This window comes from Sphingomonas sp. UYP23 (assembly GCF_054059235.1).
The window spans coordinates 1539803-1559011 of the sequence record NZ_JBSSBX010000001.1 but is presented as its reverse complement, the minus strand read 5'-3'; the positions used below and the strand labels follow the sequence as shown (position 1 = coordinate 1559011).

The window sequence follows — 19209 nt, the reverse complement described above, 5'->3', positions numbered from 1 at the left end:
CAACGCCGTCAGCTGTCATACCTTGGTTTAACCCGATCACATCACCGTCCGATAGCTGCGGGACCCGAGACGCGGGATACACCTTGACGAAAGCCGAGGTGCATCATGCGCATTCCAAGACGAGACCATCGACTGCTTGCTTCCCGCGCCGCCGCGCGCCGCGACCGACTGGCCCGGTTGATACTATCCCTTGTGGTGCTCGCAGTACCGACTTCGGTCCTGATCTGGCACTTCCTGAACATGCTGCTCGGCGACGTTGAGATCACCGCGATCGTGCTCGGACGTAGCCATCCGGCGGGGGCCGCCTTGCTGATTGTGAGCTGGAGCTAGAGGACGTCCTTACAGTCGCACGTAAGGACGTCGGTTTCGATCATGGTGCAGGTAACGATACTGGCGGGACCGGAGCGTCGCCGTCGCTGGAGCGATGAGCAGCGCGAGCAGATTGTCGCAGAGGCGTTTCAGTCGGGCGCGCGGGTCTGCGACGTGGCGCGGCGCCATGACGTTGCCCGCAGCCAGATCTACGAGTGGCGGCAAGTGATGCGGCGCCAGGCGGACCCGGCCTTCGTGCCGGCGGTGCTGGTGGATGAGCGACCCCAGCAAGTGTGCGAGCCCGTTGTCGCTGCCGTTTTCGATCTGCCCGATGGCGGGCGGCTGAAGATCTTTGCTTCAGCGTCACCGGCTCTGGCGGCGGCGGCCTTGAAGGCGATGCGATGATCCCGTCGGATGCACGGGTGTGGATCGCGATGGGCCACACCGATATGCGCAAGGGGATGCAGGGTCTGGCGCTGCTCGTGCAGCAAGGTCTGGGCCGCGATCCGCATGGCGGCGACCTGTACGTGTTCCGAGGCCGTGCCGGATCGTTGGTGAAGATCATCTGGCACGACGGGATCGGCGCATCGCTCTACTCCAAGCGGATCGAGCGCGGCCGCTTCATCTGGCCCTCGGCGAAGGATGGCGTGGTGTCCTTGACGCGCTCGCAGCTGGCCTGCCTGCTCGACGGGATAGACTGGCGTAATCCGCAGCATAGCTGGCGCCCGGCGAGCGCGGGATAGCGCATTTTGCGGCTTGCATGAGGGCGTGGAGGATGATTCACTCTCCGTCGTGGAAGCCGTCATTTCGCCTCTTCCGGATGATATCGCAGCGCTCAAGGCGCTGCTTGCTGCAACGATCCAGCGCGCCGACGAGGCCGAGGCGCGCCTTGCCACCGCCGCGGCGCGCGAGAGCGCGACCCAGGCGATGATCGCGCACCTCAAGCTGCAGATCGCCAGGCTCAGGCGTGAACAGTACGGCCCAAGCGCCGAGCGCAGCCGCCGTCTGCTCGAGCAGATGGAGCTGCAACTCGAGGACCTTGAAGCGGACGCCGGCACGGACGGCCTCGTCGCCGAAGTCGCCGCCGCCAAGGCGACCAGCGTCGCCTCGTTCGAGCGCAAGCGACCGGCGCGCCAGCCATTCCCCTCCCATCTGCCGCGCGAGCGCGTGGTCATCGCAGCGCCGTGCGCGTGCGCGGCCTGCGGTGGCACGCGCCTGTCGAAGCTCGGCGAAGATGTGACCGAGACGCTCGAGGTGATCCCGCGCGCGTGGAAGGTCATTCAGACCGTGCGCGAGAAGGTCGCCTGTCGGGACTGTGAGAAGATCACCCAACCGCCGGCACCGTTCCATGTCGTGCCGCGCGGGTGGGCCGGACCCAGCTTTCTCGCGATGCTCTTGTTCGAGAAGTACGGGCAGCACCAGCCGCTGAACCGCCAGGCCGAACGGTTCGCCCGCGAAGGCGTGCCGCTCAGCGTCTCCACGCTCGCCGATCAGGTCGGCGCGGCCGCCTTTGCGCTCACGCCGCTTTACAAGCGGATCGAGGCGCATGTCCTCGCCGCCGAGCGGCTGCACGGCGACGATACGACCGTGCCGGTCATGGCCAAGGTCAAGACCGATGTCGGTCGATTGTGGGTGTACGTCCGCGATGATCGGCCGTTCGCCGGTGCCGATCCGCCGGCAGCACTGTTCCATTACTCACGCGACCGACGCGGCGAACATCCCCAGGCGCATCTCGCGACCTGGTCCGGGATCCTGCAAGCCGACGCTTATGGTGGCTATGGTGCGCTGTATCGAGACGGGCGCTTGCCCGGTTCAGTGCGCGAGGCTGGTTGCTTCGCGCACGCCCGGCGCAAGTTCTTCGAGCTCGCCGATGTCGCGGGTGCCGCTCGCAAGAAGAGCCGCGGCGAACACGCCGGCATGATCTACCCGATCGCGCTTGAGGCGGTGCGACGGCTCGATACCCTGTTCGACATCGAGCGTGAGATCAACGGCAAGCCTCCCGCCGATCGCCTGGCCGCGCGGCAGCAGCGCAGCGCGCCGGTAATGAACGAGCTTCAGGCCTGGCTCACCGCCCAACACGCGACGTTGTCGCGCAACCACGACCTCGCCAAGGCGATCAACTACATGCTGCGGCGCTGGGGTGCGTTCACCCGGTTCCTCGACGATGGCCGGGTCTGCCTCTCCAACAACGCCGCCGAGCGTACGCTTCGCTGCATCCCGCTCGGCCGCAAAGCGTGGCTGTTCTGCGGTTCCGATCGTGGCGGGCAGCGTGCCGCGATCCTCTACACCCTCATCCAGACCGCGCGGCTCAGCAACGTCGATCCGCAGGCATGGCTCGCCGACGTCCTCGCCCGTATCGCCGATCATCCCGCCGCCCGGCTCGACGAACTCCTTCCCTGGAACTGGTCACCCTCGAACCAGGTCGCAAAAGCCGCCTGATGGCCGCCCCGTCCATGGTGTTCACCAGTCGCTACGCCGCACTCCGACTCTGTGTTGATCTCGATCTCATTGAGGAACTGGCCGAACAAATGTCACCCGAGGACGGCTGCCTCAGCATCATCGACAGCCTCGACGAAACAGCCGAGTCCGTCACCGCGTTCACTCGTTGGGGCCTCGATCGCCTCAACGAAATGCTCGATGAACGACGCTCGCAGCTTATGTAAGATAGCTTGGCTGCGCGGCCTTCGCCGGATGGATACGCTCGGACTGGCGGTCGTCAGCATAATCGCAAGATTTGGCGGAACGTACCGCAGGGCGCCCGATCGGGCCGCGCGAACCTTCAATCGGAACCGCTGATGCGCAACCTGTCACGCCAATTCCGCGAAACAACGATCCATAGCCATATCGAGGACAATGACATGGCAAGCTCCTCCCAACCCGCTGCATGGCCGACGTCCTCCCCGTGCGCCGAAACCGTTCAGGCGGCCGCGACGTTCACCCCCATCGAATGGCTGGTCATCGCGATCGCCCAACGCGACGGTCTGTCGACCCTGCGCGAACCGAGCCGCCTCGCGCTGGCACTAGGTTCGCTGTTCGGATCCCAGTCAAACGCGGCGCTCGCCGACCCGTGCCTGGAGATCCTGCGCCAGAGCGCGGTGCTGGCCAACCACAACCTCGAACTGCGCGCGATAGATTGGGACCGGTTCATCGAGGCCGGCTTCTCGACAGCGCACCACGCGCTGCTCCTCGCAAGCCTCGATCGAGCCGCGGTCGAGGTATCGGTCCAGCGCCGCCCGGCCCGGGTCGCCCGAAGGATACCGGAGTTACAATCCCTGCGCGCCACTCCGGCTCGCGTCTGAGATTCGGAAGGTTTGTCGCCTGTCGGCAGCGCTGCCGCAAGAGATCGAGCCAACCCACCAAAGGTCAAAGCCAATGTCCGCTCCGATCGATCCAGGTCAAGGCCAGCCGCAGCGCATCGCCATCGTCGATGACGACGCGTCGGTCCGCCGCGCCATGGGCAATCTCGTCGAATCGCTAGGCTATCAGGCGCAGGTCTTCGACAGCGGCCGTTCGCTGCTGGAGGAGGATCTGTCGCGATTCGGGTGCGTGATCTCCGATCTGCAGATGCCTGGCATGTCAGGTCTCGAACTGCAGCGCGCGCTAATCGACGTCGCCCCCGACATGCCCTTCGTGGTAATGACGGCTTTCGCCGAGGAGCGCCTGCGCAAGCGTGCACTGAATGCGGGTGCGCGGGCGTTTCTGGAAAAGCCCTGCGACGTCGATGGGCTGATCGAGCTGATAGCGCAGATCGTCGGTCCGCCGGAGCAGGCCGTGTGAGCCTGTCGGCGAAATGGCAGGATCTGCAGGCCCGTCGTCGCACGGGGCGGTGGCAGGATGGGCGGCACCATCGTGGCGACGATCGATACGCGCGGCTCCGCTGGACATGCGCGACGGCGGCGGCGCTCGGTATCTTCGCGCTCGACACGTTTACCTCGCTGTCGAGCGCTATCGCCGTCCTCTACATCCTAGTGCTCGTCGCCGTCGGCACGAGCCCGAGCAAGTTCGAGATCCTGCGCCTCAGCGGCATCTGCGTCGTCCTTACGGTGGTGAGCTTCCTCGCTGACCACTCGCTGGTCGCCGATCCATCCGCTCTGCTCAGGGTCTCGTTCAGCGTTCTGGCGATCGTGGTCACGACATCGCTGCTAATCCACAACCTCGACACGCGGCAGCGACACGAGGCTCAGGCGCATCTGCTCGACCAGGCCGCGGACGCGATCGTCCTCCGCGATCCCGAGGGACACGTCCTATTGTGGAACCAGGGCGCAGCGAGACTGTACGGGGCGCCGCGCTCGGTCGTCATGGGAACACGGCATCACGATATGCTGGACAGCCGGTTCGATGTGCCTCGCAAACAGATCGACGACATGCTCGAACATGACGGGTACTGGAACGGAGAGATCCAGCAGACCCGCACCGACGGGACGCTCCTGACCGTGTCGTCGCGGTGGACGCTGCAACGCGACGACACGGGCGCGCCATGGGGTATACTGGAGATTAGCACCGACATCACGGAACGGCGGGCGGCGGACCGTGCGCTCGACAAGAGCGAGCGGCGATACCGCAGCATCTTCCACACCTTGGCGGTGGCAGTGCTGGAATTCGACTTCACCGAGGTCCGGACCATGCTCGATGAAGCGCGTGCGAGCGGCGTGTCTGATCTGAGCAGACATCTTGCCGATGACGCCGTCTTCCTGAAGTATGTGCGGAGCAGGATCCGCGTCGTGAACGCCAATCCAAAAGCCCTTGTTCTGATGGGGTTGCAATGCCGAGATCGCTTCCTCGACCGGTATTGCAACTTCTTGCCACTCAGCGACGAGGATCTGCGGTCGTGCCTGCTGGCCCTTGAGACCGGCGACATTCTGTTCGAGCGCGAGGTCACAGCGCCCGGTCCGGAGGGGGCGTCGCTTTCGCTGAGGATAACGCTCCACTTCCCGCATGAAGGCGAGGCGAACGACCACATCCAGTGCAGCATGGTGGATCTGACCGAGCACAAGCAGGTAAGCGACGATCTCGCCCGGACGCGATCCGATCTGGAACACGCGATGCGGATCACCTCAATCGGCGAGGTATCGGGAACGATCGCACATGAGGTCAACCAGCCCCTCGCGGCGATCCGGGCCAACGTGGAGGCAGCGCAGCGGTGGCTCACCCGCGGCCCGGATCACATCCGCCAGGCGATGAACGCGCTTGCGGAGGTCGCGGCGGCTGCCGCCCACGCAGGGGACATCGTGAAGGGCGTAAGACGCCTTCTCAGCCGATCGGAGCGCGAGGACCTGCCGATCGGGATTGACGAGATGATCAAGGACGCAGCCCGGCTGGTGCGCCTCGAGGTGCTGGACAACCGGACCGAGCTCCTGCTCGATCTGGACGGCGCCGATTCACATGTGATGGGCGACCGGCTCCTGCTTCAACAGGCGCTGGTCAACTTGGCGACGAACGCGCTTCAGGCGCTGCAAGGCGCCGAGGGCGCGCGTATGCTCACGATCTCCTCCAGCGTGGAAGGCCAGACGGCGATCATAACGGCGCGCGACAATGGTCCAGGCTTCGCCCCTGAGATCATCGAGAATGCGCTGGAGGCGTTCGCCAGCACCAAGCGCGGCGGCATGGGCCTCGGCCTGGCGATATGCCGCTCGGCCGTGGAAGCCCACGGCGGCACCGTCCGCATTGGCAATCATGAGGAGGGCGGCGCGATCGTGGAGATGCGCCTGCCGCTGGCGAGTTGAGGTCGCGCAGGCGCTGTCAGCCCCCCGAACATAGGTCTGCAAGAACTTCGGCGCCGGCAATAGGGGCAGCAATCATGAAGCTCTTTCTGTGAGCGACGTACTGATCATGGACAACGAACCATTCTTGCCATCAACCTGCAGCAACTGCTTGAGATCGATAATCCCTTCGTCAGATTTTGCCGACACCGAGGAAGAAGCTGTCGCCGCGGCCCCTCAAACAGTTCCGTTGTCCCGCTGTCGGGTCGCCGCAGCGAAGTTGCGTCCGACGGAGGACCGATGCGGAACGCTCCTGCCGCTCGCTCGCTTAAGCGGCACGGATACTCCAGTCCGAGGAGACGCATCATGGCCGACAAAACCGCGATCCTGTATCGGATGGTGCTGCCCGAACACGTCTGTCCGTTCGGCGTCGAGGCCAAGCGCATGCTGGACGAGGCCGGGTATTCGGTGGAGGAGCACATCCTGCACTCGCGCGACGAGGTGGACGCGTTCGAGGAGAAGCACGGCGTCGACACGACCCCGCAGGTCTTCATCGACGGCGAGCGGGTGGGCGGCAGTGACGATCTCGAACGTTTTCTCGAGCAGGCCTGAGCACGTATTGCGCTCGCCTACCCGCCCTGGAGGCTTGTCTCGATTGGCCGCATTCGGGGCCGTTGCGATCGCGATGGGTGCCAGCGCCATCGTGGCCAAGCGCAACTCGCCCGGCCCGCTCCATCCAAACATCCAACGCTGGTACAAGCGTTTGGACAAGCCCGCCTTCACGCCGCCCGATCCTGTTTTCGGTGCGGCCTGGCCCGTGATGGAGAGCGGTCTGGCGTTCGGCGGATATCGGCTTTTGCGCGCGCCGCGGACCGCGCGCCGCGACACCGCAGTGGGCCTGTGGCTGGTCACGACGGCGATGGTTGGTGGCTGGACCCAGATCTTCTTCGGAGAGAGACGACTTGGCGCCAGCGCGATCGGATCGGGCGTGATGCTTGCGACCGGTGCCGGCTACGTCGCCGTGGCGTCCAAGGTCGATCGACCTGCGGCGGTGGCCGCCGTGCCGTTCGTGGCTTGGCTCGGGTTCGCGACCCTTCTCGCCGAGCAGGTCTGGCGGCGCAACCAGGGTAGGTCCGACGGACTATGATCAGCCCTTTGGCGATCCCAGGCGATCGCCAGGTCGTCTGGAAGAGCGAAACCTCAGATGCCCTTATCCACTTCGCAACAGCGTCCTGTCCGACAAGTCGCCTGCCGAGACCAGCCGTCCTTCCTGTCACCGAAGCACGGTGATGCTAGCGTGACGGATCCGGTCTGGATGCAGCGCGCGAAATCGGCAGCATGCAGCTTGGGCGCAATGACGGTCGGCAACCCCAACGCGCACCATCACGTCTACGTGATCCTGCTGCACGACCTGCGCGGGGCGGGCCGCTCGGGGCTGTATGTCGGGCAGACCTCACGCGATCCGGATTGGCGCTTTGATCAACACAAGGCGGGCTACAAGGCGAGCGGCGCGGCGCGACGCTTCGGCGTTCGTCTGTTGCCGGATCTCGTCGCACATCTCAATCCGATCATAGGATGGGAATCGCTTGATATCGAGGCTGCGCTCGCCGACGCGTTCCGCGATGCGGGCGTTCCCTGGGTGGAGGGGGGGCATTAGAAGCGGCGGCTCCTTATCGCGGCAGGGGCGTTCAAGAACGAGGAAAAGGAGACATTCCATGACAGACGACTGCAGCCAGACAGGCGCCACGTCGGACATGCCGATCGACGCCGACGCAATCGACGTGTCGATCGAGCAGATCATCCCTCCAGAGCAACCCCCAATGGACGATGCCGCAGGAGGTCCTACTGCGGACGTCAAGAACGACCAGATGGACGACGTGTCGACCGGCGACCTATCGGTGCAGGGCGGCGAATAGAAGACGGCTTCTGGCACTCGTTGCCCTCGCATACTCAAGGCTCGCGTATCTACGCCGGTTGATGTCGAAGCCTTTGTCGACCGGTGGTAAGTGTCGGGATCGCCGTGACGTTCCCGCGGCGCGCGCGATCTGCGAGACGCGACAATGATTGAGACACCAATGCTGAAAGTCGCCGGCCTATCTAAGAGAGTCCCAGGCCCTCGTGTCCTGTTCGAGGGACTTGATCTCGCCCTCGGCGCCGGCGAAGTGGTCGCGATCATCGGGGAGTCGGGCGTTGGAAAATCGACTCTGCTCAACATTCTCGCGGGGCTGGACGATGCGGATGCGGGAAGCGTGGCGGTCGACGGCGTCCTGCTGGGAGAGCTCGGCGAGACGGCAAGGACGCGCCTTCGAAGAGAGCGCATCGGCTTCGTCTTCCAAGCCTTCCACATCCTCCCGTACCTGACGCTCAGCCAGAACGTGGCGCTTCCGTTGGCGCTCGTGGCGCCAGACAACGACGCGGCACAGGTCGAGGCGGAGACGATGCTGGACGCGGTTGGACTTGGTGGGCGGGGCGCGGGATACGCACGCGACCTGTCGGGCGGTGAGCTTCAACGCGTGGCAATCGCGCGTGCGCTGGTGCACCGCCCCGCGTTGATCCTGGCCGACGAGCCGACCGGCAATCTGGATCCCGAGACGGCGGCACGTGTGCTGGCGCTGTTTGCGGACGCCGCACGCAGGCGAGGAGCCGCCACGGTGATGGTCACCCATTCCCAAGCGACCGCCGCAATCGCCGACCGCGTGCTGACGCTCACCGCCGGGGGCCTGGCGGAGCGACGTGCGCGCTGACCCCGGCCTATGGTCCGGGCGGCTTGCGCTCGGCTGGCTGATCGGCGGGGAGTGGCGATTCCATCCCGCACGCTTCCTGATGACCGCGGTCGCGATCGCCGTCGGTGTCGCGCTCGGGTTCGCGGTGCATCTCGTCAACGGCTCGGCGCTCGCCTCGTTCGACGGCGCCATCCGTGGCGTCAACGGGAACGCGGATCTGTCTGTGAAGGCGACCAGCCGCCTCGGTTTCGACGAGCGGCTCTATCCGCGTGTGGCGACGGCGGCAGGCGTGGAGGACGCGAGCCCCGTCGTCCAGCTGGACGCCCGGATCGGCAAGACACGATTGACCCTTCTTGGCCTGGATGTGCTGCGGGCGGCGGCGGTCACCCCGACACTGATTGGCGTCCCACCGCATAGCCCCGGCGCGGACGGCACCGCGGCCTTCGATGAAGCTGCCATATTCGTGTCGCGCGCGGCGCTGGCGCAAAGCGGCGCTACGGTCGGAAGCGTTGTCAGCGTGACGGCGAACGGACGGACGGTGGCGCTGCGGATCGCGGGCACGCTGCCCGCCACCGACGAAGTCGCTACCGTGGCGGTGATGGACATCGGTGCCGCCCAGTGGCGGTTCGACCGGCTCGGCCGACTGGATCGTCTCGACCTGAAGGTTGCCGATCGCACAGCAGTAGACGCATCGCTCCCGGCTCTTCTGCCCGCCGACGCCAAGCTCGCCACGGCGCAGGCGCAGAGCATGCAGGGCGACGCCTTGTCGCGCGCATACCGCGTGAACCTCGACATGCTTGCGCTGGTCGCGCTGCTGACCGGAGGGTTCCTGGTCTATTCGGCCCAATCGCTCTCTGTCGCTCGTCGTCAGCGCGCCTTCGCCCTGCTTCGGACGCTCGGCATGCCTCGCAGTGGCGTGGTTGCGGCGATCGTCGTGGAGGGGCTCGTGATCGGGACGGTGGGATCGGCGCTGGGACTGGCTGCGGGGTATGGCCTTGCCTGGAGCGCATTGCACTGGTTCGGGGGCGACCTCGGGGCCGGCTACTTCCGTGGCGCAGGAGGCGGCGTGGTGTTCCAGCCTGTTGCCGCGATCGGCTTCTTCGCGATCGGTCTGCTGGCCGCGATCGTCGGGAGTGCGGTGCCGGCGCGCCTCGCTGCGCGCGCAGCGCCCGCGGCCGCGCTCAAGAACGCGGGCGACGTGATCGATCCGCGCACACCGGTGGCATGGTGGCCCGCGGCGGCGCTCATCATAGCTGGCGTCCTGGTCGCGTTGCTCCCGCCGGTCGCGCACCTTCCCTTGTTCGGGTTCGCCGGGATGGCACTCCTCCTGGCGGGCGGGATCGCCGGCGTGCCATGGTTCGCCCGGATTCTGCTGGGTCCGCTTGCGCGACGATCCGGCAGGGATGTCCCGCGCCAGCTTGCGATCCGCCATCTCCACGGCGCGCCCGGAGAGGCGGCGACCGCCCTGTGTGGGATCGTAGCATCGACCGCGTTGATGATCGCGATGGCGACGATGGTGACGAGCTTCCGCGGTGCGGTCGACGATTGGCTCGGGCAGGTCCTAAGCGCCGACCTGTACATGCGCGCGGACGTCGGAGCGAGCTTCGACGCCGCTACGCGGGCGCGGCTTGCGGCGACACCCGGAGTGGCCCGGCTGGCCTTTGGCCGGCAGCTGCCCTTGACGATCACGCCCGAACGACCTCCGGTCACGCTGATCGCACGGCCGCAGCGCGGGGGCGAGGATCCGCAGTTCGTGTTGATCTCGCGCGCAGCCTCCATGCCTGCGGACGTCCTGCCGGTCTGGGTCTCGGAGCCGGCGCAGCGGCTCTACGGCTGGAACCCGGGTGCCACTATCCGGTTGCCGATCGCGGGTGGCACGCGTTTCGCGGTCGCGGGCGTGTGGCGCGACTATGCACGTCAGGGCGGAGCGGTGCTGGTGGACGAGACCGACTATCAGCGGCTCACCGGCGACCAGGGGCGTGACGAGGCGTCGGCGACGATCAGGAAAGGGAGCGACGCGACCGTGGTTGCGCGCATGCTTCGCGAGCGATTGCCGATGACGCTTCGGACGCAGCTCGACATCACGCAGCCCGCGACGCTCCGGCGGTTCGCGCTCACGCTGTTCGATCGCAGCTTCGCCGTGACCTACCTGCTCGAAGCCGTGGCGATCCTCGTTGGCCTGGCCGGCGTCGCGGCGACCATGTCGGCGCAGACGCTGGCGCGCGAACGCGAGTTCGGCATGTTGCGCCACCTTGGGCTGACGCGCGGCCAGTTGAGCGCGATGCTCGCGACGGAAGGCGCGATCGTCGGGCTGACCGGCGCGCTCGCCGGGATCGGCCTCGGACTGGTGCTGTCGCAGGTGCTGATCCACGTCATCAACCCGCAGTCGTTCAACTGGACGATGGACACGCGCGTGCCGGTGGGAACGCTGGTGGCGGTCGCGGCGGCACTGACCGGGGCGGCGGCGGTGACCGCGGTGCTGGCCGGACGGCGCGCGACATCGCGTAGCGCTGTGCAATCCGTCCGGGAGGACTGGTAATGCGGGTGTCCCGGTTCGTCGGGCTCCTAGCGTCCTTTGCCCTTCTGCCTTCGGCGCCCCTTCCATATCCCGCGGTGAGACCCGGTATCGTTCTGCGCTTCCCGCGCGACCACGGCGCTCACCCGGCGTTCCGGACCGAATGGTGGTACGTCACCGGCTGGCTGCGTACGGCCGACGGCGCCGACCTCGGTTTCCAAGTCACCTTCTTCCGCACCCGGCCGCTGGTCGATCCAGCCAATCCGAGTCGCTTCGCGCCGGGTCAGGTGATGTTCGCTCACGCCGCACTGTCCGATCCGAGGCTTGGGAGGCTTGTGCACGGCGAGCGCTCGGCGCGGGCCGGGTTCGGGCTGGCTGGTGCGCGCACCGGCGACGGAGACGTCGCAATTCGCGACTGGCGGCTGCGGCGGTTGCCTGACGGGCGATGGGCAACGCACATTGTGGCGAAGGACTTCACCTTGTCGCTCGCCTTCGCGCCGACGCAGCCGCCGATGTTGGAAGGCAAGGGGGGCTATAGCCGCAAGGGCCCGCAACCGCAGGCGGCGAGCTATTACTACTCGATTCCGCATTTGAAGGTGTCGGGACAGGTTACGCGCGGCGGCCGTCCGGTCGCGGTGACGGGCGAGGCGTGGCTGGACCGGGAATGGTCCTCGAACTATCTGCAGACCGACGCGCAGGGCTGGGACTGGACCGGTCTCAATTTCGACGACGGCAGCGCGCTCATGGCGTTCCGCATCCGACGCAAGTCGGGCGAAACGCTGTGGGCGGGTGGAACATTGCGCCGCCCGGATGGCACGACTGTGATCCTGGCACCGGGTGACGTCGCGTTCCGAACCCTGCAGCGGTGGCGCAGCCCGGCGACCGGCGCGGTCTATCCGGTGTCTCAGGAGCTGGTCGTGAGCCTGCCCGATGGCGTGCACCGCTGGCCGCTCGTCCCGCTGTTCGCCGCGCAGGAACTGGACGCTCGACGGAGCGGTCTCCCAATATACTGGGAAGGTGCAGTTCGGACGCGTGGTGGACGAGGATACCTCGAACTCACCGGATACAATCGGCCACTGGCGATGTGAATGCGTGGGGTATCCTGAGATCAGGCATGCTCCGCTCCAAGCCGGGCCTCCAGATCGCTTCGGAAGGATTGCACGAACTGGTCCGTGATCGGCCAGACAAATGCGGGTCGGGATTTCTTGAAGATGTAGCAGTGGACCGTGCCATTTCCCGGTAGCTCGACGCCGGTAATGGGAGACACGTTCCTTCCGCCTATGTTTCGCGCGGCGGCTATCGACATCTCGCCGAGAGGTTCCTCCACTGGGCACGTATCGGCCACGATCGCGACGGTCCTGATCTTGAGCCTCGAATGCCACAGCAGGCACAGGTCCCCGAGTTCGACGCCAAGACGCTCGATCCAGAAACTCGGCATCACGATGTAGGAGACGCGGCTCGCATCGACGAACTTTCCGGGCGAGCGATCGTCGACGGCCTCATCCTGAAGCGAAGTCTTCGAAATGTGGTATCCGTCTTCAGTGACGAAGGGGCGGTCTTTTCCATCCGCCACCAGGATGTCGCGCCAATCGTCCGGTATCGAATTGTGCTTGTTGTCGGGATAGCCCGCGTGGGTCAGAGAGTCAGTACCGCATCCGTGCAGATCGCCGTCGAACCGGGGCGGCCCATAGGCATCCGGAGCCCCGTCAGCATCGATCGCGACGGCCTCCACCGGGATGCGGCAGAAGTAGCCGCCATCGATGAAATCGACCCTCAGGCCCCGGTAGACGATATGCGCTTGAACTGGACTTCGCATGGTCGTGACCTTCCTGAGCAGGCGCGTTCAACCCGGCGCCACACGTGGCCGCGTTGATGACACTCTAGATCCAGTCGCGCGACTTGAGCCAGAGCGGCGGCAAGATCACCGACATGGTGCACAATGTTCAGCGATAATCGCCGCCGGCGACGTATTCGTCGACGGAACGGCAGCGGCGACCAATAGGTGCCAACTAGACCTTATGTCGCGCCTCAAGAACGTCTTCGGCGATGTCGCCAGTGCGGCGGAGCGCCTCGAGTTCCTCCTCGGTCTTGCCCTCGATGCCGGCGATCTCGTCGCGGGCGCCCTTCATGGCGAAAACCAGTTCGTCGATCTTCATGTGCAGCGCGCGCTCGCTCAGCCTCTGCTGGTTCAGAACCATCTGCGTGAGGGTGATCGCCAGGACCGACAGGGCGAGCGTCAAGGTGTTCTCGGCCGCTGTGCCGCCGATGATGAACCAGGCCGCGCAGACTATGGCGACGGTGAAGATGGAAAACGGATGCCCCGCGAGGTTGGCGCCCCAAGCGGACACCTTGCACCCGAAATTGTAGAGGGTCTTCGACACGGTCGGTCTCCTCGATGCCGCCTCCCAAGCGCGAGGATTCCAGCATGCAGGCGATGGAATACGGTCGGCACGTCGGCAAGTGGCGACCCGCGGCTTTGAAGACCGCGGGCCACCACCACCCTCACGTCACTTGCCGGTGGATACGTTGCCCTTGAAGTCGAGCCCGACATGGACGGTGCCACCACCCTTCTTCGCGGTGCCGCGCCAAACCCCGTGCCTGTCCTTGGTCAGGGCCGACACGTCGGTGAAGCCCGACTTGGCGATGTGCTCGCGCGCCTGACCTTGCGTGAACGAGTTCGCGCCGCGCCGCGAGCCGCCGTCGTTGACGGTATGAGCGGTCTTGATCGCGACGTTGTTCTTCGCCGGCGCGGTCTGGGCGAGTGCGGGGGTCGCCAGGAGGGCGGTCCCGAGCAGGATTGGTGTTATGATACGCATGTTCGGTCCTTCTATGTTGATTCAGACGCGGTCGTAGCGCGAGCGCTCTGCGGCGATGTCACTGTCGGTGAAGGCGGGAGCCGTTTCGTCGAAGGTGCTCCAGCCTTGCGTCTCGTACGCGTTGCGACGCTCTGTCACGTTGACCGTCCGGTCGTCACCGAGGATGTTGCGCGCGGTCGGCACTAGCGGCTCGTCGACTTTTGCGGTGACGAGCGTGCCGCCGCGGCGGACGCCCTCGGCATAGACGTGCGCATCGTTCTCGGGGACGCCCGCGTGCGTCAGTGCACCGATGAGGCCACCGGTGGCTCCACCGATCAAGCCGCCACCGACTGCTCCAGCTGCAGTCGCCGCCAGCCAGCCGGCGGCCACGACCGGGCCGATGCCCGGGATGGCGAGCAGGCCAAGCCCCGCGAGCAGGCCGCCGACGCCGCCGACGGCGGCACCGATTCCGGCCCCCTTGCCAGCGTCCTCGGCGGCAGGATCGGCAACGTCGCCGACGCGGCCCGTGCCGGCATGGTCGCCCTTGTTATGGCCGACAATGCTGATGTCGCGGTGGGCGACGCCGGCCGCCTCTAGATCCTGCACCGCGCGGCGGGCGTCGTCGTAATGGTCGAACAAGCCTGTGATGGTCTGTGTCATGATACTTCTCTCCTATGCCCAGGCGACAGCCGCCCGGGTCGTGACGTCGTTGCGAGGCGGATGTTCAGCGGGCCGTGCCGCGGACCACCAAATGGTAGAGGACCAGCACGACGATCGCGCCAATGACGGCGACGACCAGGCTGTAGATGTTCAGGCCGGTGACGCCTACCGCGCCGAACTGGTTGAACAGGAAGCCGCCGACGACGGCGCCGACGACACCGAGGACGATGTCGAGCAGCATGCCCTCACCGGACTTGTTGACGATCTTGCTGCCGATGAAGCCGGCGACGAGACCCAGGATGATCCACGCGAGAATGGACATTGACGTTCTCCTCTCAGACCGGGCGGTGGCCCGGATGATGGAGAAGTTAAGGGCGCGAACGGACGCGCCAAAGATGCGGAGGCACCCGTTCTATGGGTGCCTCGACACCAATGACCGCGATTAATTTGCGGAATCGAGTCCGAGTTGGTGTCCTCGATCGCGAGCCCAGATGACCGCCTCCGCACGGCTGTGCACCCCAATCTTGGCATAGAGACGCGCAACGTGGTTGCGTACTGTGTTGCGTTTTAGGAATAGTGCGTCGGCAATCGCGTCGTCCGTCTTGCCTCTGGTGATCAACGCCAGCACCTCGCGTTCGCGCGGCGTAAGCTCAACGACCGGGCCGGATGTGCCCGGCTTTGGCTCACCGCCGCGTAGCGCCGCCATCCGGTCCATGATTTTCTGGCTGAGCCAGCTCGAGTCCTGCATCGCGCCCTCGATAGCGGCGATCAGGTCGAGCTCGGTCCGCTTGCGGTCGCTAATATCCTGGAAGGCTGCTAGAATGCAGAACTGGCCGTTGATCGACACGGTCTCTGCCGAGGCGAGACAGGTGACGAGCGTGCCGGTGCGTGTCTTGACCTGCAGTTCGTAGCCGCGAAACGAGCCGCTCTCGGACACCTTCTTCTCGATCTCCCGCCTCGTCGCGGAGCTTTCGAACAGCTCTATCTCAGCGGGCTTGCGGCCGACCACGCTGTCGTGGCCCCAGTCGGTCAGCGCGAGGAAGGCATGGTTGACGTTGAGGATGCGGTGCCCGTCCAGGCTGGTCAGCAGCATCGGTACCGGCGCGAAGCGGAACGCGGTGGCGAAGCGCTCCTCGCTCTGCCGCAACGCCATCTCGGCGCGACGGCGAGGTTCGAGATCGGCGAAGGTGAAGATCATGCACTGTTCATTGTTGGGCATCTCGGCCGGATGCCCCGCGAGAAGCACGAGCTTGCTGCCGCCATCGGGCAGCGGCAGGTCCGCCTCCATTTGCGGAATTGAGCGGCCTTCCGCCAGCCGGGCCTTCGCCTTGTCCCGCTCCGCGGCCTGCGCGAGAATGTCGAACTCGTAGATCGAGCGCCCTACGATCTGGTCACGCTCCCAGCTGGACAGTTCGAGGAAACCCTCATTGACGCGTACGTATCGCAGGTCTGCCAGCCGTACGATCAAGGCGGGGGCGGGGTTCGCGTTGAACATGCTCTCGAAGCGCTCCTCCGCCTCGAACGCCTCGGTCGCATCGCAGATGATCAGCACGAGACAGTCCGGATCGCCATCGCGGTTTAGAACGAAGCCGCGCTCGCGGTGGACCCAGTCTGGCTCGGCCTGACCCGCCTTGCGTACGTCCAACACGACATCTTCGAAGGCTTCTCCTCTGCACAGTCGCGCCATCGGGTAGGCGGACTTGGGTAGCGGCTGGCCGTCGCGGAGCTGGAGATCGAAACGGCCCTGGTATTCCTTTACGGTGGCACCGAGCTCGGCCACGTCGGCGCAGCCATGCATGATAAGCGCGGCCTGGTTGGCCCAGGCTATCCGACCATCGGGCTCGATCAGCACGACGCCGTCACTGAGCCCTTCGACTATGCGGTGAAGCTGCTTGCGATCAGGCTGCTCGTCTACATCGGCTCTGACCATCTTCGGCTTTGTCATTTTAATGGGCGCCTATCTCTTTTGCCCTCGTAGCTGCCTGAAGCGTTGGCCGAAAGTGTAGCATTTCGAGTTCGGCGGGCCCCAGCGAGATCATGCCCCTGAAGCTCTCGAGCAACTTGCTTAGCCGGTTTTCGTTGTTCATCGTCTTGTTGCATTGCTCGGTGTTTCGCCCGGCCGAATGGCAGGCTGTCGAACCCGCCGTGCGCTTGGCTGCTGTAAGCCTTTAAGCGCAAGGAAGCGCGATGATGTTCTCGATGATTACCGATGCCCCGACCGCGGCCTTCTCCTGCACCGTCACCCGTGTACACGATGGCGACGGCCCGCTCTGGTGCTCGAACGGCATTAAGATCCGCGTGGCCGGCATCCAGGCGCCGGACTTCGAAGACACCGTTCCGTGTCGCGAGAGGCGAGCCGAGTACACGTGTTCGAATTTCGCGGCCGAGCGAAGCCGAGCTATCGTCGAGCGGCTGACGCTGCGCCGGACGATGACGTGCCAACCGATGGGCAAGAGCTATTCCCGCGTCGTCGCTCGCTGCACGTTGCCCGATGGTCGGTCGCTGTCCTGCGCGATCCTCGCAGCTGGCGCGGCTGTTCGATGGGATACGTATTGGCGCCGCTACCACATGGGCGAATGTCGATGACGGAAGATCAGGAGCGTTGGGCGGAAGCATTGGCCGTGCATCGGGTGCACGGCGCATACGCGCCTGCCCATGTCGCCGAGCGGATCGGCGCCCTCGCGATCGAAGGTGATCAAGCTGGCGTAGACCGATGGAAAGAGATCGCTTTCCGGCTGGATCAGTTGGTTGATCGGTCGTTGCAGTGACCGCAGCACGCGACTGATCGAGGCTGCTACGGCGCGTCCCACACCCGCACGTAATCGACTTCGATCCGCTGCGGCAGCGCGGCGTCGTCGATCCCTTTGGCGCCGCCCCAGTCACCGCCCACAGCAAGATTGAGGATCAGACGAAAGGGCGTGTCGAAGGGCCACGCGCCGCGACCTCCGGCCTGGTCGTTGCGAACGCGCATGAACGCATGATCATCGACGCCGATCGTGATCGCGTCCGCCCGCCAGTCCATTTGATACCGGTGAAATTGGGTGCAGCTCGTCGGCACGGTCTGCTGCGCACCTCGCTGCGTGCCCTTGGCGTGATTGAACAAGGCGGTGTGTAGCGTCGCATGCGCGATTGTAGGGTCGTGGCCGACCATCTCCATGATGTCGATCTCGCCCGCATCTGGCCAGCCGCCGCGATCGGGCAGCATCCATATCGCGGGCCACGTGCCGCGCGCGCACGGGAGCTTCGCGCGGATTTCATAGAAGCCGTAACGCCCCTGCCGCCGGGCGACCAGCTTGGCCGATGTGTAGGCCTGTCCGCCCCAGTCGGCTGCGGAGGAAAGCGACTCGCGCCGGGCCTCGATCACGAGATGTCCGTGCTCCAGCCGTGTATTCTCGGGTCGAGCACGTGCGTAATATTGCTTCTCGTGATTGTACCAACCGGCCTTGTTGCGATCGGTGTCGAAGCGCCACTTCGAGGCGTCGAGTATCTGCCCATCGAACTCGTCCGACCAACTCGGATGGGTTGCGGGCGCTACCATCGGCGCGTCGATCGTGACGTTCGTCCCGCCGAGCATCTGGGCTTGCAGCAGAGCGAACAGGACGACCGTCACGCTCACGGCATGCTCCTCGGGGCTGTCTGTTCGACGCCATGGGCTTCGAGCTCGGCCACCTCGAGCAAATCGAACTCGGCCCGCCGGCCGGTCACCCGCACATGCGTGCCCAGCAACCGGCGCGCAGTGTCCGGCGCATCGAGGCGCCACGTCCCGCCCGCATCACGACGAAAGCATAGCTGTCCGCGATCGTCGAACAGCCACCCTGTCTCATCGTGATGCGAGCCGATCGACATCAGATGGGCTTAGCGCCGGGCGTCCCGCACTTCGCGAACTTCCCGTTGGCAGCCTTACAACGCGCAGGCTTGGCCGGCGCCGCGGTGGCGCACTTGATGAACTTGCCCTTGGTGTCGCGGCACGGTGCGGCGAGCGCCGGCGTGGACAGCAGCGCGATCGATGCGGCCGCTAACATCATCTTTCGAATCATGGCTTTCCTCCGGCCGCTTAGTCGGCTTGGATAGGCTATGCCGATTGATCGAAGTCGTCGAGATGGGGATGGGCGTCGCCTTGTGCTTTCGCCGATCACGCCCGCTCTGCATTTCGTCGGATTCCGCGGCGATGAGTATAACTCGGCGAGGCGAATCTGGGGCAAGCCGGACTTCATTCACCCCGCGTGGGATCGATGGGCGCAGCAGGACATGCATCCGGTCGACACCGTGATCTTCGCCCGCGGGAGCGAGACGGAGCCGTTCGCGCGTTTCAATTTCTCGTCACAGACGGACTAACCAGTGCAGCCTTGAGATCGCAGGCTTCTCTATCGCGGCCTGAGTCAACAGACACAGGCCACTCTCCGCCGCCGCGAGTGCGCCGGTCTGACAAATGGTAGGCGACGGAATACAAATACTGTTTCTGCCGAGCGTGAGATCGCCACACGGGGTTCGTGCTTCTCTCCGGGGTC

General features: G+C 65.5%; 27 protein-coding genes. 18 read left to right on the top strand and 9 right to left on the bottom strand.

Going from position 1 to position 19209, the window contains the following annotated elements; all coding sequences use genetic code 11:
- Positions 1-105 precede the first annotated feature (105 nt).
- From ACVWYO_RS07785 to ACVWYO_RS07715, 15 genes are all read left to right on the top strand, one after another.
- Positions 106-330 (top strand): hypothetical protein, encoded by a 225-nt coding sequence (locus ACVWYO_RS07785; protein ID WP_457349617.1) that lies wholly within the window; start codon positions 106-108, stop codon positions 328-330.
- Between the two features lie 42 nt (positions 331-372).
- The gene (gene tnpA / locus ACVWYO_RS07780) at positions 373-714 is read left to right on the top strand and encodes an IS66-like element accessory protein TnpA (RefSeq protein WP_457349615.1); all 342 of its coding nucleotides are present in this window, start codon (positions 373-375) and stop codon (positions 712-714) included.
- A complete protein-coding gene (gene tnpB, locus ACVWYO_RS07775; RefSeq protein ID WP_457349022.1) occupies positions 711-1052 on the top strand; it encodes an IS66 family insertion sequence element accessory protein TnpB in 342 nt (113 codons plus the stop codon). The genes tnpA and tnpB overlap by 4 nt, the downstream gene beginning before the upstream one ends.
- Before the next feature lie 49 nt (positions 1053-1101).
- Positions 1102-2748, top strand: coding sequence for an IS66 family transposase (gene tnpC, locus ACVWYO_RS07770; RefSeq protein ID WP_457354909.1), 1647 nt, complete (start codon positions 1102-1104; stop codon positions 2746-2748).
- A complete protein-coding gene (locus ACVWYO_RS07765; RefSeq protein ID WP_457349023.1) occupies positions 2748-2972 on the top strand; it encodes a hypothetical protein in 225 nt (74 codons plus the stop codon). Before tnpC ends, ACVWYO_RS07765 begins: the two co-directional genes overlap by 1 nt.
- 132 nt (positions 2973-3104) lie before the next feature.
- A complete protein-coding gene (locus ACVWYO_RS07760) occupies positions 3105-3608 on the top strand; it encodes a hypothetical protein (protein WP_457349613.1) in 504 nt (167 codons plus the stop codon).
- Between the two features lie 73 nt (positions 3609-3681).
- A complete protein-coding gene (locus ACVWYO_RS07755; RefSeq protein ID WP_457349611.1) occupies positions 3682-4086 on the top strand; it encodes a response regulator transcription factor in 405 nt (134 codons plus the stop codon).
- Positions 4083-6032, top strand: a complete 1950-nt coding sequence (locus ACVWYO_RS07750) for a PAS domain-containing sensor histidine kinase (protein ID WP_457349609.1) — start codon at positions 4083-4085, stop codon at positions 6030-6032. The genes ACVWYO_RS07755 and ACVWYO_RS07750 overlap by 4 nt, the downstream gene beginning before the upstream one ends.
- Positions 6033-6374: 342 nt before the next feature.
- Positions 6375-6620, top strand: coding sequence for a glutaredoxin domain-containing protein (locus tag ACVWYO_RS07745; RefSeq protein WP_457349607.1), 246 nt, complete (start codon positions 6375-6377; stop codon positions 6618-6620).
- 43 nt (positions 6621-6663) lie between these two features.
- Positions 6664-7155 carry a TspO/MBR family protein gene (locus ACVWYO_RS07740; RefSeq protein WP_457349605.1) on the top strand — a complete coding sequence of 164 codons (492 nt, stop codon included), beginning with the start codon at positions 6664-6666 and terminating at the stop codon, positions 7153-7155.
- A 150-nt stretch (positions 7156-7305) separates the two neighbouring features.
- Positions 7306-7665 (top strand): hypothetical protein, encoded by a 360-nt coding sequence (locus ACVWYO_RS07735; RefSeq protein ID WP_457349604.1) that lies wholly within the window; start codon positions 7306-7308, stop codon positions 7663-7665.
- Between the two features lie 58 nt (positions 7666-7723).
- A complete protein-coding gene (locus ACVWYO_RS07730; RefSeq protein ID WP_457349602.1) occupies positions 7724-7924 on the top strand; it encodes a hypothetical protein in 201 nt (66 codons plus the stop codon).
- Positions 7925-8083: 159 nt separating this feature from the next.
- The gene (locus ACVWYO_RS07725) at positions 8084-8752 is read left to right on the top strand and encodes an ABC transporter ATP-binding protein (protein WP_457349600.1); all 669 of its coding nucleotides are present in this window, start codon (positions 8084-8086) and stop codon (positions 8750-8752) included.
- Positions 8742-11270 carry an FtsX-like permease family protein gene (locus ACVWYO_RS07720; protein ID WP_457349598.1) on the top strand — a complete coding sequence of 843 codons (2529 nt, stop codon included), beginning with the start codon at positions 8742-8744 and terminating at the stop codon, positions 11268-11270. Before ACVWYO_RS07725 ends, ACVWYO_RS07720 begins: the two co-directional genes overlap by 11 nt.
- 74 nt (positions 11271-11344) lie before the next feature.
- Positions 11345-12334: a lipocalin-like domain-containing protein gene (locus ACVWYO_RS07715; RefSeq protein WP_457349596.1), complete on the top strand. Its 990-nt coding sequence runs from the start codon at positions 11345-11347 to the stop codon at positions 12332-12334.
- 20 nt (positions 12335-12354) lie between these two features.
- Here the strand turns inward: ACVWYO_RS07715 and ACVWYO_RS07710 are convergent, their stop codons facing one another.
- The 6 genes from ACVWYO_RS07710 to ACVWYO_RS07685 all read right to left on the bottom strand — a co-directional run bounded on the left by ACVWYO_RS07710 (position 12355) and on the right by ACVWYO_RS07685 (position 16631).
- On the bottom strand, positions 12355-13062 hold the full coding sequence (locus ACVWYO_RS07710) for a hypothetical protein (RefSeq protein ID WP_457349595.1): 708 nt from the start codon (positions 13060-13062) through the stop codon (positions 12355-12357).
- 193 nt (positions 13063-13255) lie between these two features.
- On the bottom strand, positions 13256-13627 hold the full coding sequence (locus tag ACVWYO_RS07705; protein ID WP_457349593.1) for a low affinity iron permease family protein: 372 nt from the start codon (positions 13625-13627) through the stop codon (positions 13256-13258).
- Between the two features lie 126 nt (positions 13628-13753).
- On the bottom strand, positions 13754-14062 hold the full coding sequence (locus ACVWYO_RS07700; RefSeq protein WP_457349591.1) for a hypothetical protein: 309 nt from the start codon (positions 14060-14062) through the stop codon (positions 13754-13756).
- Positions 14063-14083: 21 nt separating this feature from the next.
- The gene (locus ACVWYO_RS07695) at positions 14084-14701 is read right to left on the bottom strand and encodes a general stress protein (RefSeq protein WP_457349589.1); all 618 of its coding nucleotides are present in this window, start codon (positions 14699-14701) and stop codon (positions 14084-14086) included.
- Positions 14702-14765: 64 nt separating this feature from the next.
- Positions 14766-15023 (bottom strand): GlsB/YeaQ/YmgE family stress response membrane protein, encoded by a 258-nt coding sequence (locus ACVWYO_RS07690; protein ID WP_457349587.1) that lies wholly within the window; start codon positions 15021-15023, stop codon positions 14766-14768.
- A gap of 120 nt (positions 15024-15143) precedes the next feature.
- Positions 15144-16631: a PAS domain S-box protein gene (locus ACVWYO_RS07685; RefSeq protein ID WP_457354907.1), complete on the bottom strand. Its 1488-nt coding sequence runs from the start codon at positions 16629-16631 to the stop codon at positions 15144-15146.
- A gap of 257 nt (positions 16632-16888) precedes the next feature.
- Between ACVWYO_RS07685 and ACVWYO_RS07680 the strand changes: the two genes are divergently transcribed.
- Both ACVWYO_RS07680 and ACVWYO_RS07675 read left to right on the top strand, forming a co-directional pair.
- Complete coding sequence (locus ACVWYO_RS07680) at positions 16889-17287, top strand: thermonuclease family protein (RefSeq protein ID WP_457349585.1); 399 nt, start codon at positions 16889-16891, stop codon at positions 17285-17287.
- Complete coding sequence (locus ACVWYO_RS07675; protein WP_457349583.1) at positions 17278-17469, top strand: DUF6961 family protein; 192 nt, start codon at positions 17278-17280, stop codon at positions 17467-17469. The genes ACVWYO_RS07680 and ACVWYO_RS07675 overlap by 10 nt, the downstream gene beginning before the upstream one ends.
- A gap of 26 nt (positions 17470-17495) precedes the next feature.
- Here ACVWYO_RS07675 and ACVWYO_RS07670 read toward each other — a convergent pair whose 3' ends face one another.
- The 3 genes from ACVWYO_RS07670 to ACVWYO_RS07660 are packed head-to-tail and all read right to left on the bottom strand — an operon-like array spanning position 17496 to position 18726.
- Complete coding sequence (locus tag ACVWYO_RS07670; RefSeq protein ID WP_457349581.1) at positions 17496-18317, bottom strand: glycoside hydrolase family 16 protein; 822 nt, start codon at positions 18315-18317, stop codon at positions 17496-17498.
- Positions 18314-18547, bottom strand: coding sequence for a DUF5818 domain-containing protein (locus tag ACVWYO_RS07665; protein WP_457349579.1), 234 nt, complete (start codon positions 18545-18547; stop codon positions 18314-18316). Before ACVWYO_RS07665 ends, ACVWYO_RS07670 begins: the two co-directional genes overlap by 4 nt.
- Entirely contained in the window at positions 18547-18726 is a 180-nt protein-coding gene (locus ACVWYO_RS07660) for a hypothetical protein (RefSeq protein ID WP_457349577.1), read from the bottom strand. Before ACVWYO_RS07660 ends, ACVWYO_RS07665 begins: the two co-directional genes overlap by 1 nt.
- Before the next feature lie 94 nt (positions 18727-18820).
- On the opposite strand from ACVWYO_RS07660, the gene ACVWYO_RS07655 reads away from it, so the two are divergent.
- Positions 18821-19036: a hypothetical protein gene (locus ACVWYO_RS07655; protein ID WP_457349575.1), complete on the top strand. Its 216-nt coding sequence runs from the start codon at positions 18821-18823 to the stop codon at positions 19034-19036.
- The last annotated feature ends 173 nt before the right edge of the window (positions 19037-19209 follow it).

Coding starts and splice junctions, on each gene's coding strand:
- ACVWYO_RS07680 (WP_457349585.1), top strand. CDS start 16,889: ATGATGTTCTCGATGATTACCGATGCCCCGACCGCGGCCTTCTCCTGC.
- ACVWYO_RS07730 (WP_457349602.1), top strand. CDS start 7,724: ATGACAGACGACTGCAGCCAGACAGGCGCCACGTCGGACATGCCGATC.
- ACVWYO_RS07710 (WP_457349595.1), bottom strand. CDS start 13,062: ATGCGAAGTCCAGTTCAAGCGCATATCGTCTACCGGGGCCTGAGGGTC.
- tnpB (WP_457349022.1), top strand. CDS start 711: ATGATCCCGTCGGATGCACGGGTGTGGATCGCGATGGGCCACACCGAT.
- ACVWYO_RS07675 (WP_457349583.1), top strand. CDS start 17,278: ATGTCGATGACGGAAGATCAGGAGCGTTGGGCGGAAGCATTGGCCGTG.
- ACVWYO_RS07745 (WP_457349607.1), top strand. CDS start 6,375: ATGGCCGACAAAACCGCGATCCTGTATCGGATGGTGCTGCCCGAACAC.
- ACVWYO_RS07785 (WP_457349617.1), top strand. CDS start 106: ATGCGCATTCCAAGACGAGACCATCGACTGCTTGCTTCCCGCGCCGCC.
- ACVWYO_RS07665 (WP_457349579.1), bottom strand. CDS start 18,547: ATGTCGATCGGCTCGCATCACGATGAGACAGGGTGGCTGTTCGACGAT.
- ACVWYO_RS07760 (WP_457349613.1), top strand. CDS start 3,105: ATGCGCAACCTGTCACGCCAATTCCGCGAAACAACGATCCATAGCCAT.
- ACVWYO_RS07755 (WP_457349611.1), top strand. CDS start 3,682: ATGTCCGCTCCGATCGATCCAGGTCAAGGCCAGCCGCAGCGCATCGCC.
- ACVWYO_RS07765 (WP_457349023.1), top strand. CDS start 2,748: ATGGCCGCCCCGTCCATGGTGTTCACCAGTCGCTACGCCGCACTCCGA.
- tnpA (WP_457349615.1), top strand. CDS start 373: ATGGTGCAGGTAACGATACTGGCGGGACCGGAGCGTCGCCGTCGCTGG.
- ACVWYO_RS07690 (WP_457349587.1), bottom strand. CDS start 15,023: ATGTCCATTCTCGCGTGGATCATCCTGGGTCTCGTCGCCGGCTTCATC.
- ACVWYO_RS07685 (WP_457354907.1), bottom strand. CDS start 16,631: ATGGTCAGAGCCGATGTAGACGAGCAGCCTGATCGCAAGCAGCTTCAC.
- ACVWYO_RS07700 (WP_457349591.1), bottom strand. CDS start 14,062: ATGCGTATCATAACACCAATCCTGCTCGGGACCGCCCTCCTGGCGACC.
- ACVWYO_RS07660 (WP_457349577.1), bottom strand. CDS start 18,726: ATGATGTTAGCGGCCGCATCGATCGCGCTGCTGTCCACGCCGGCGCTC.
- ACVWYO_RS07725 (WP_457349600.1), top strand. CDS start 8,084: ATGCTGAAAGTCGCCGGCCTATCTAAGAGAGTCCCAGGCCCTCGTGTC.
- ACVWYO_RS07695 (WP_457349589.1), bottom strand. CDS start 14,701: ATGACACAGACCATCACAGGCTTGTTCGACCATTACGACGACGCCCGC.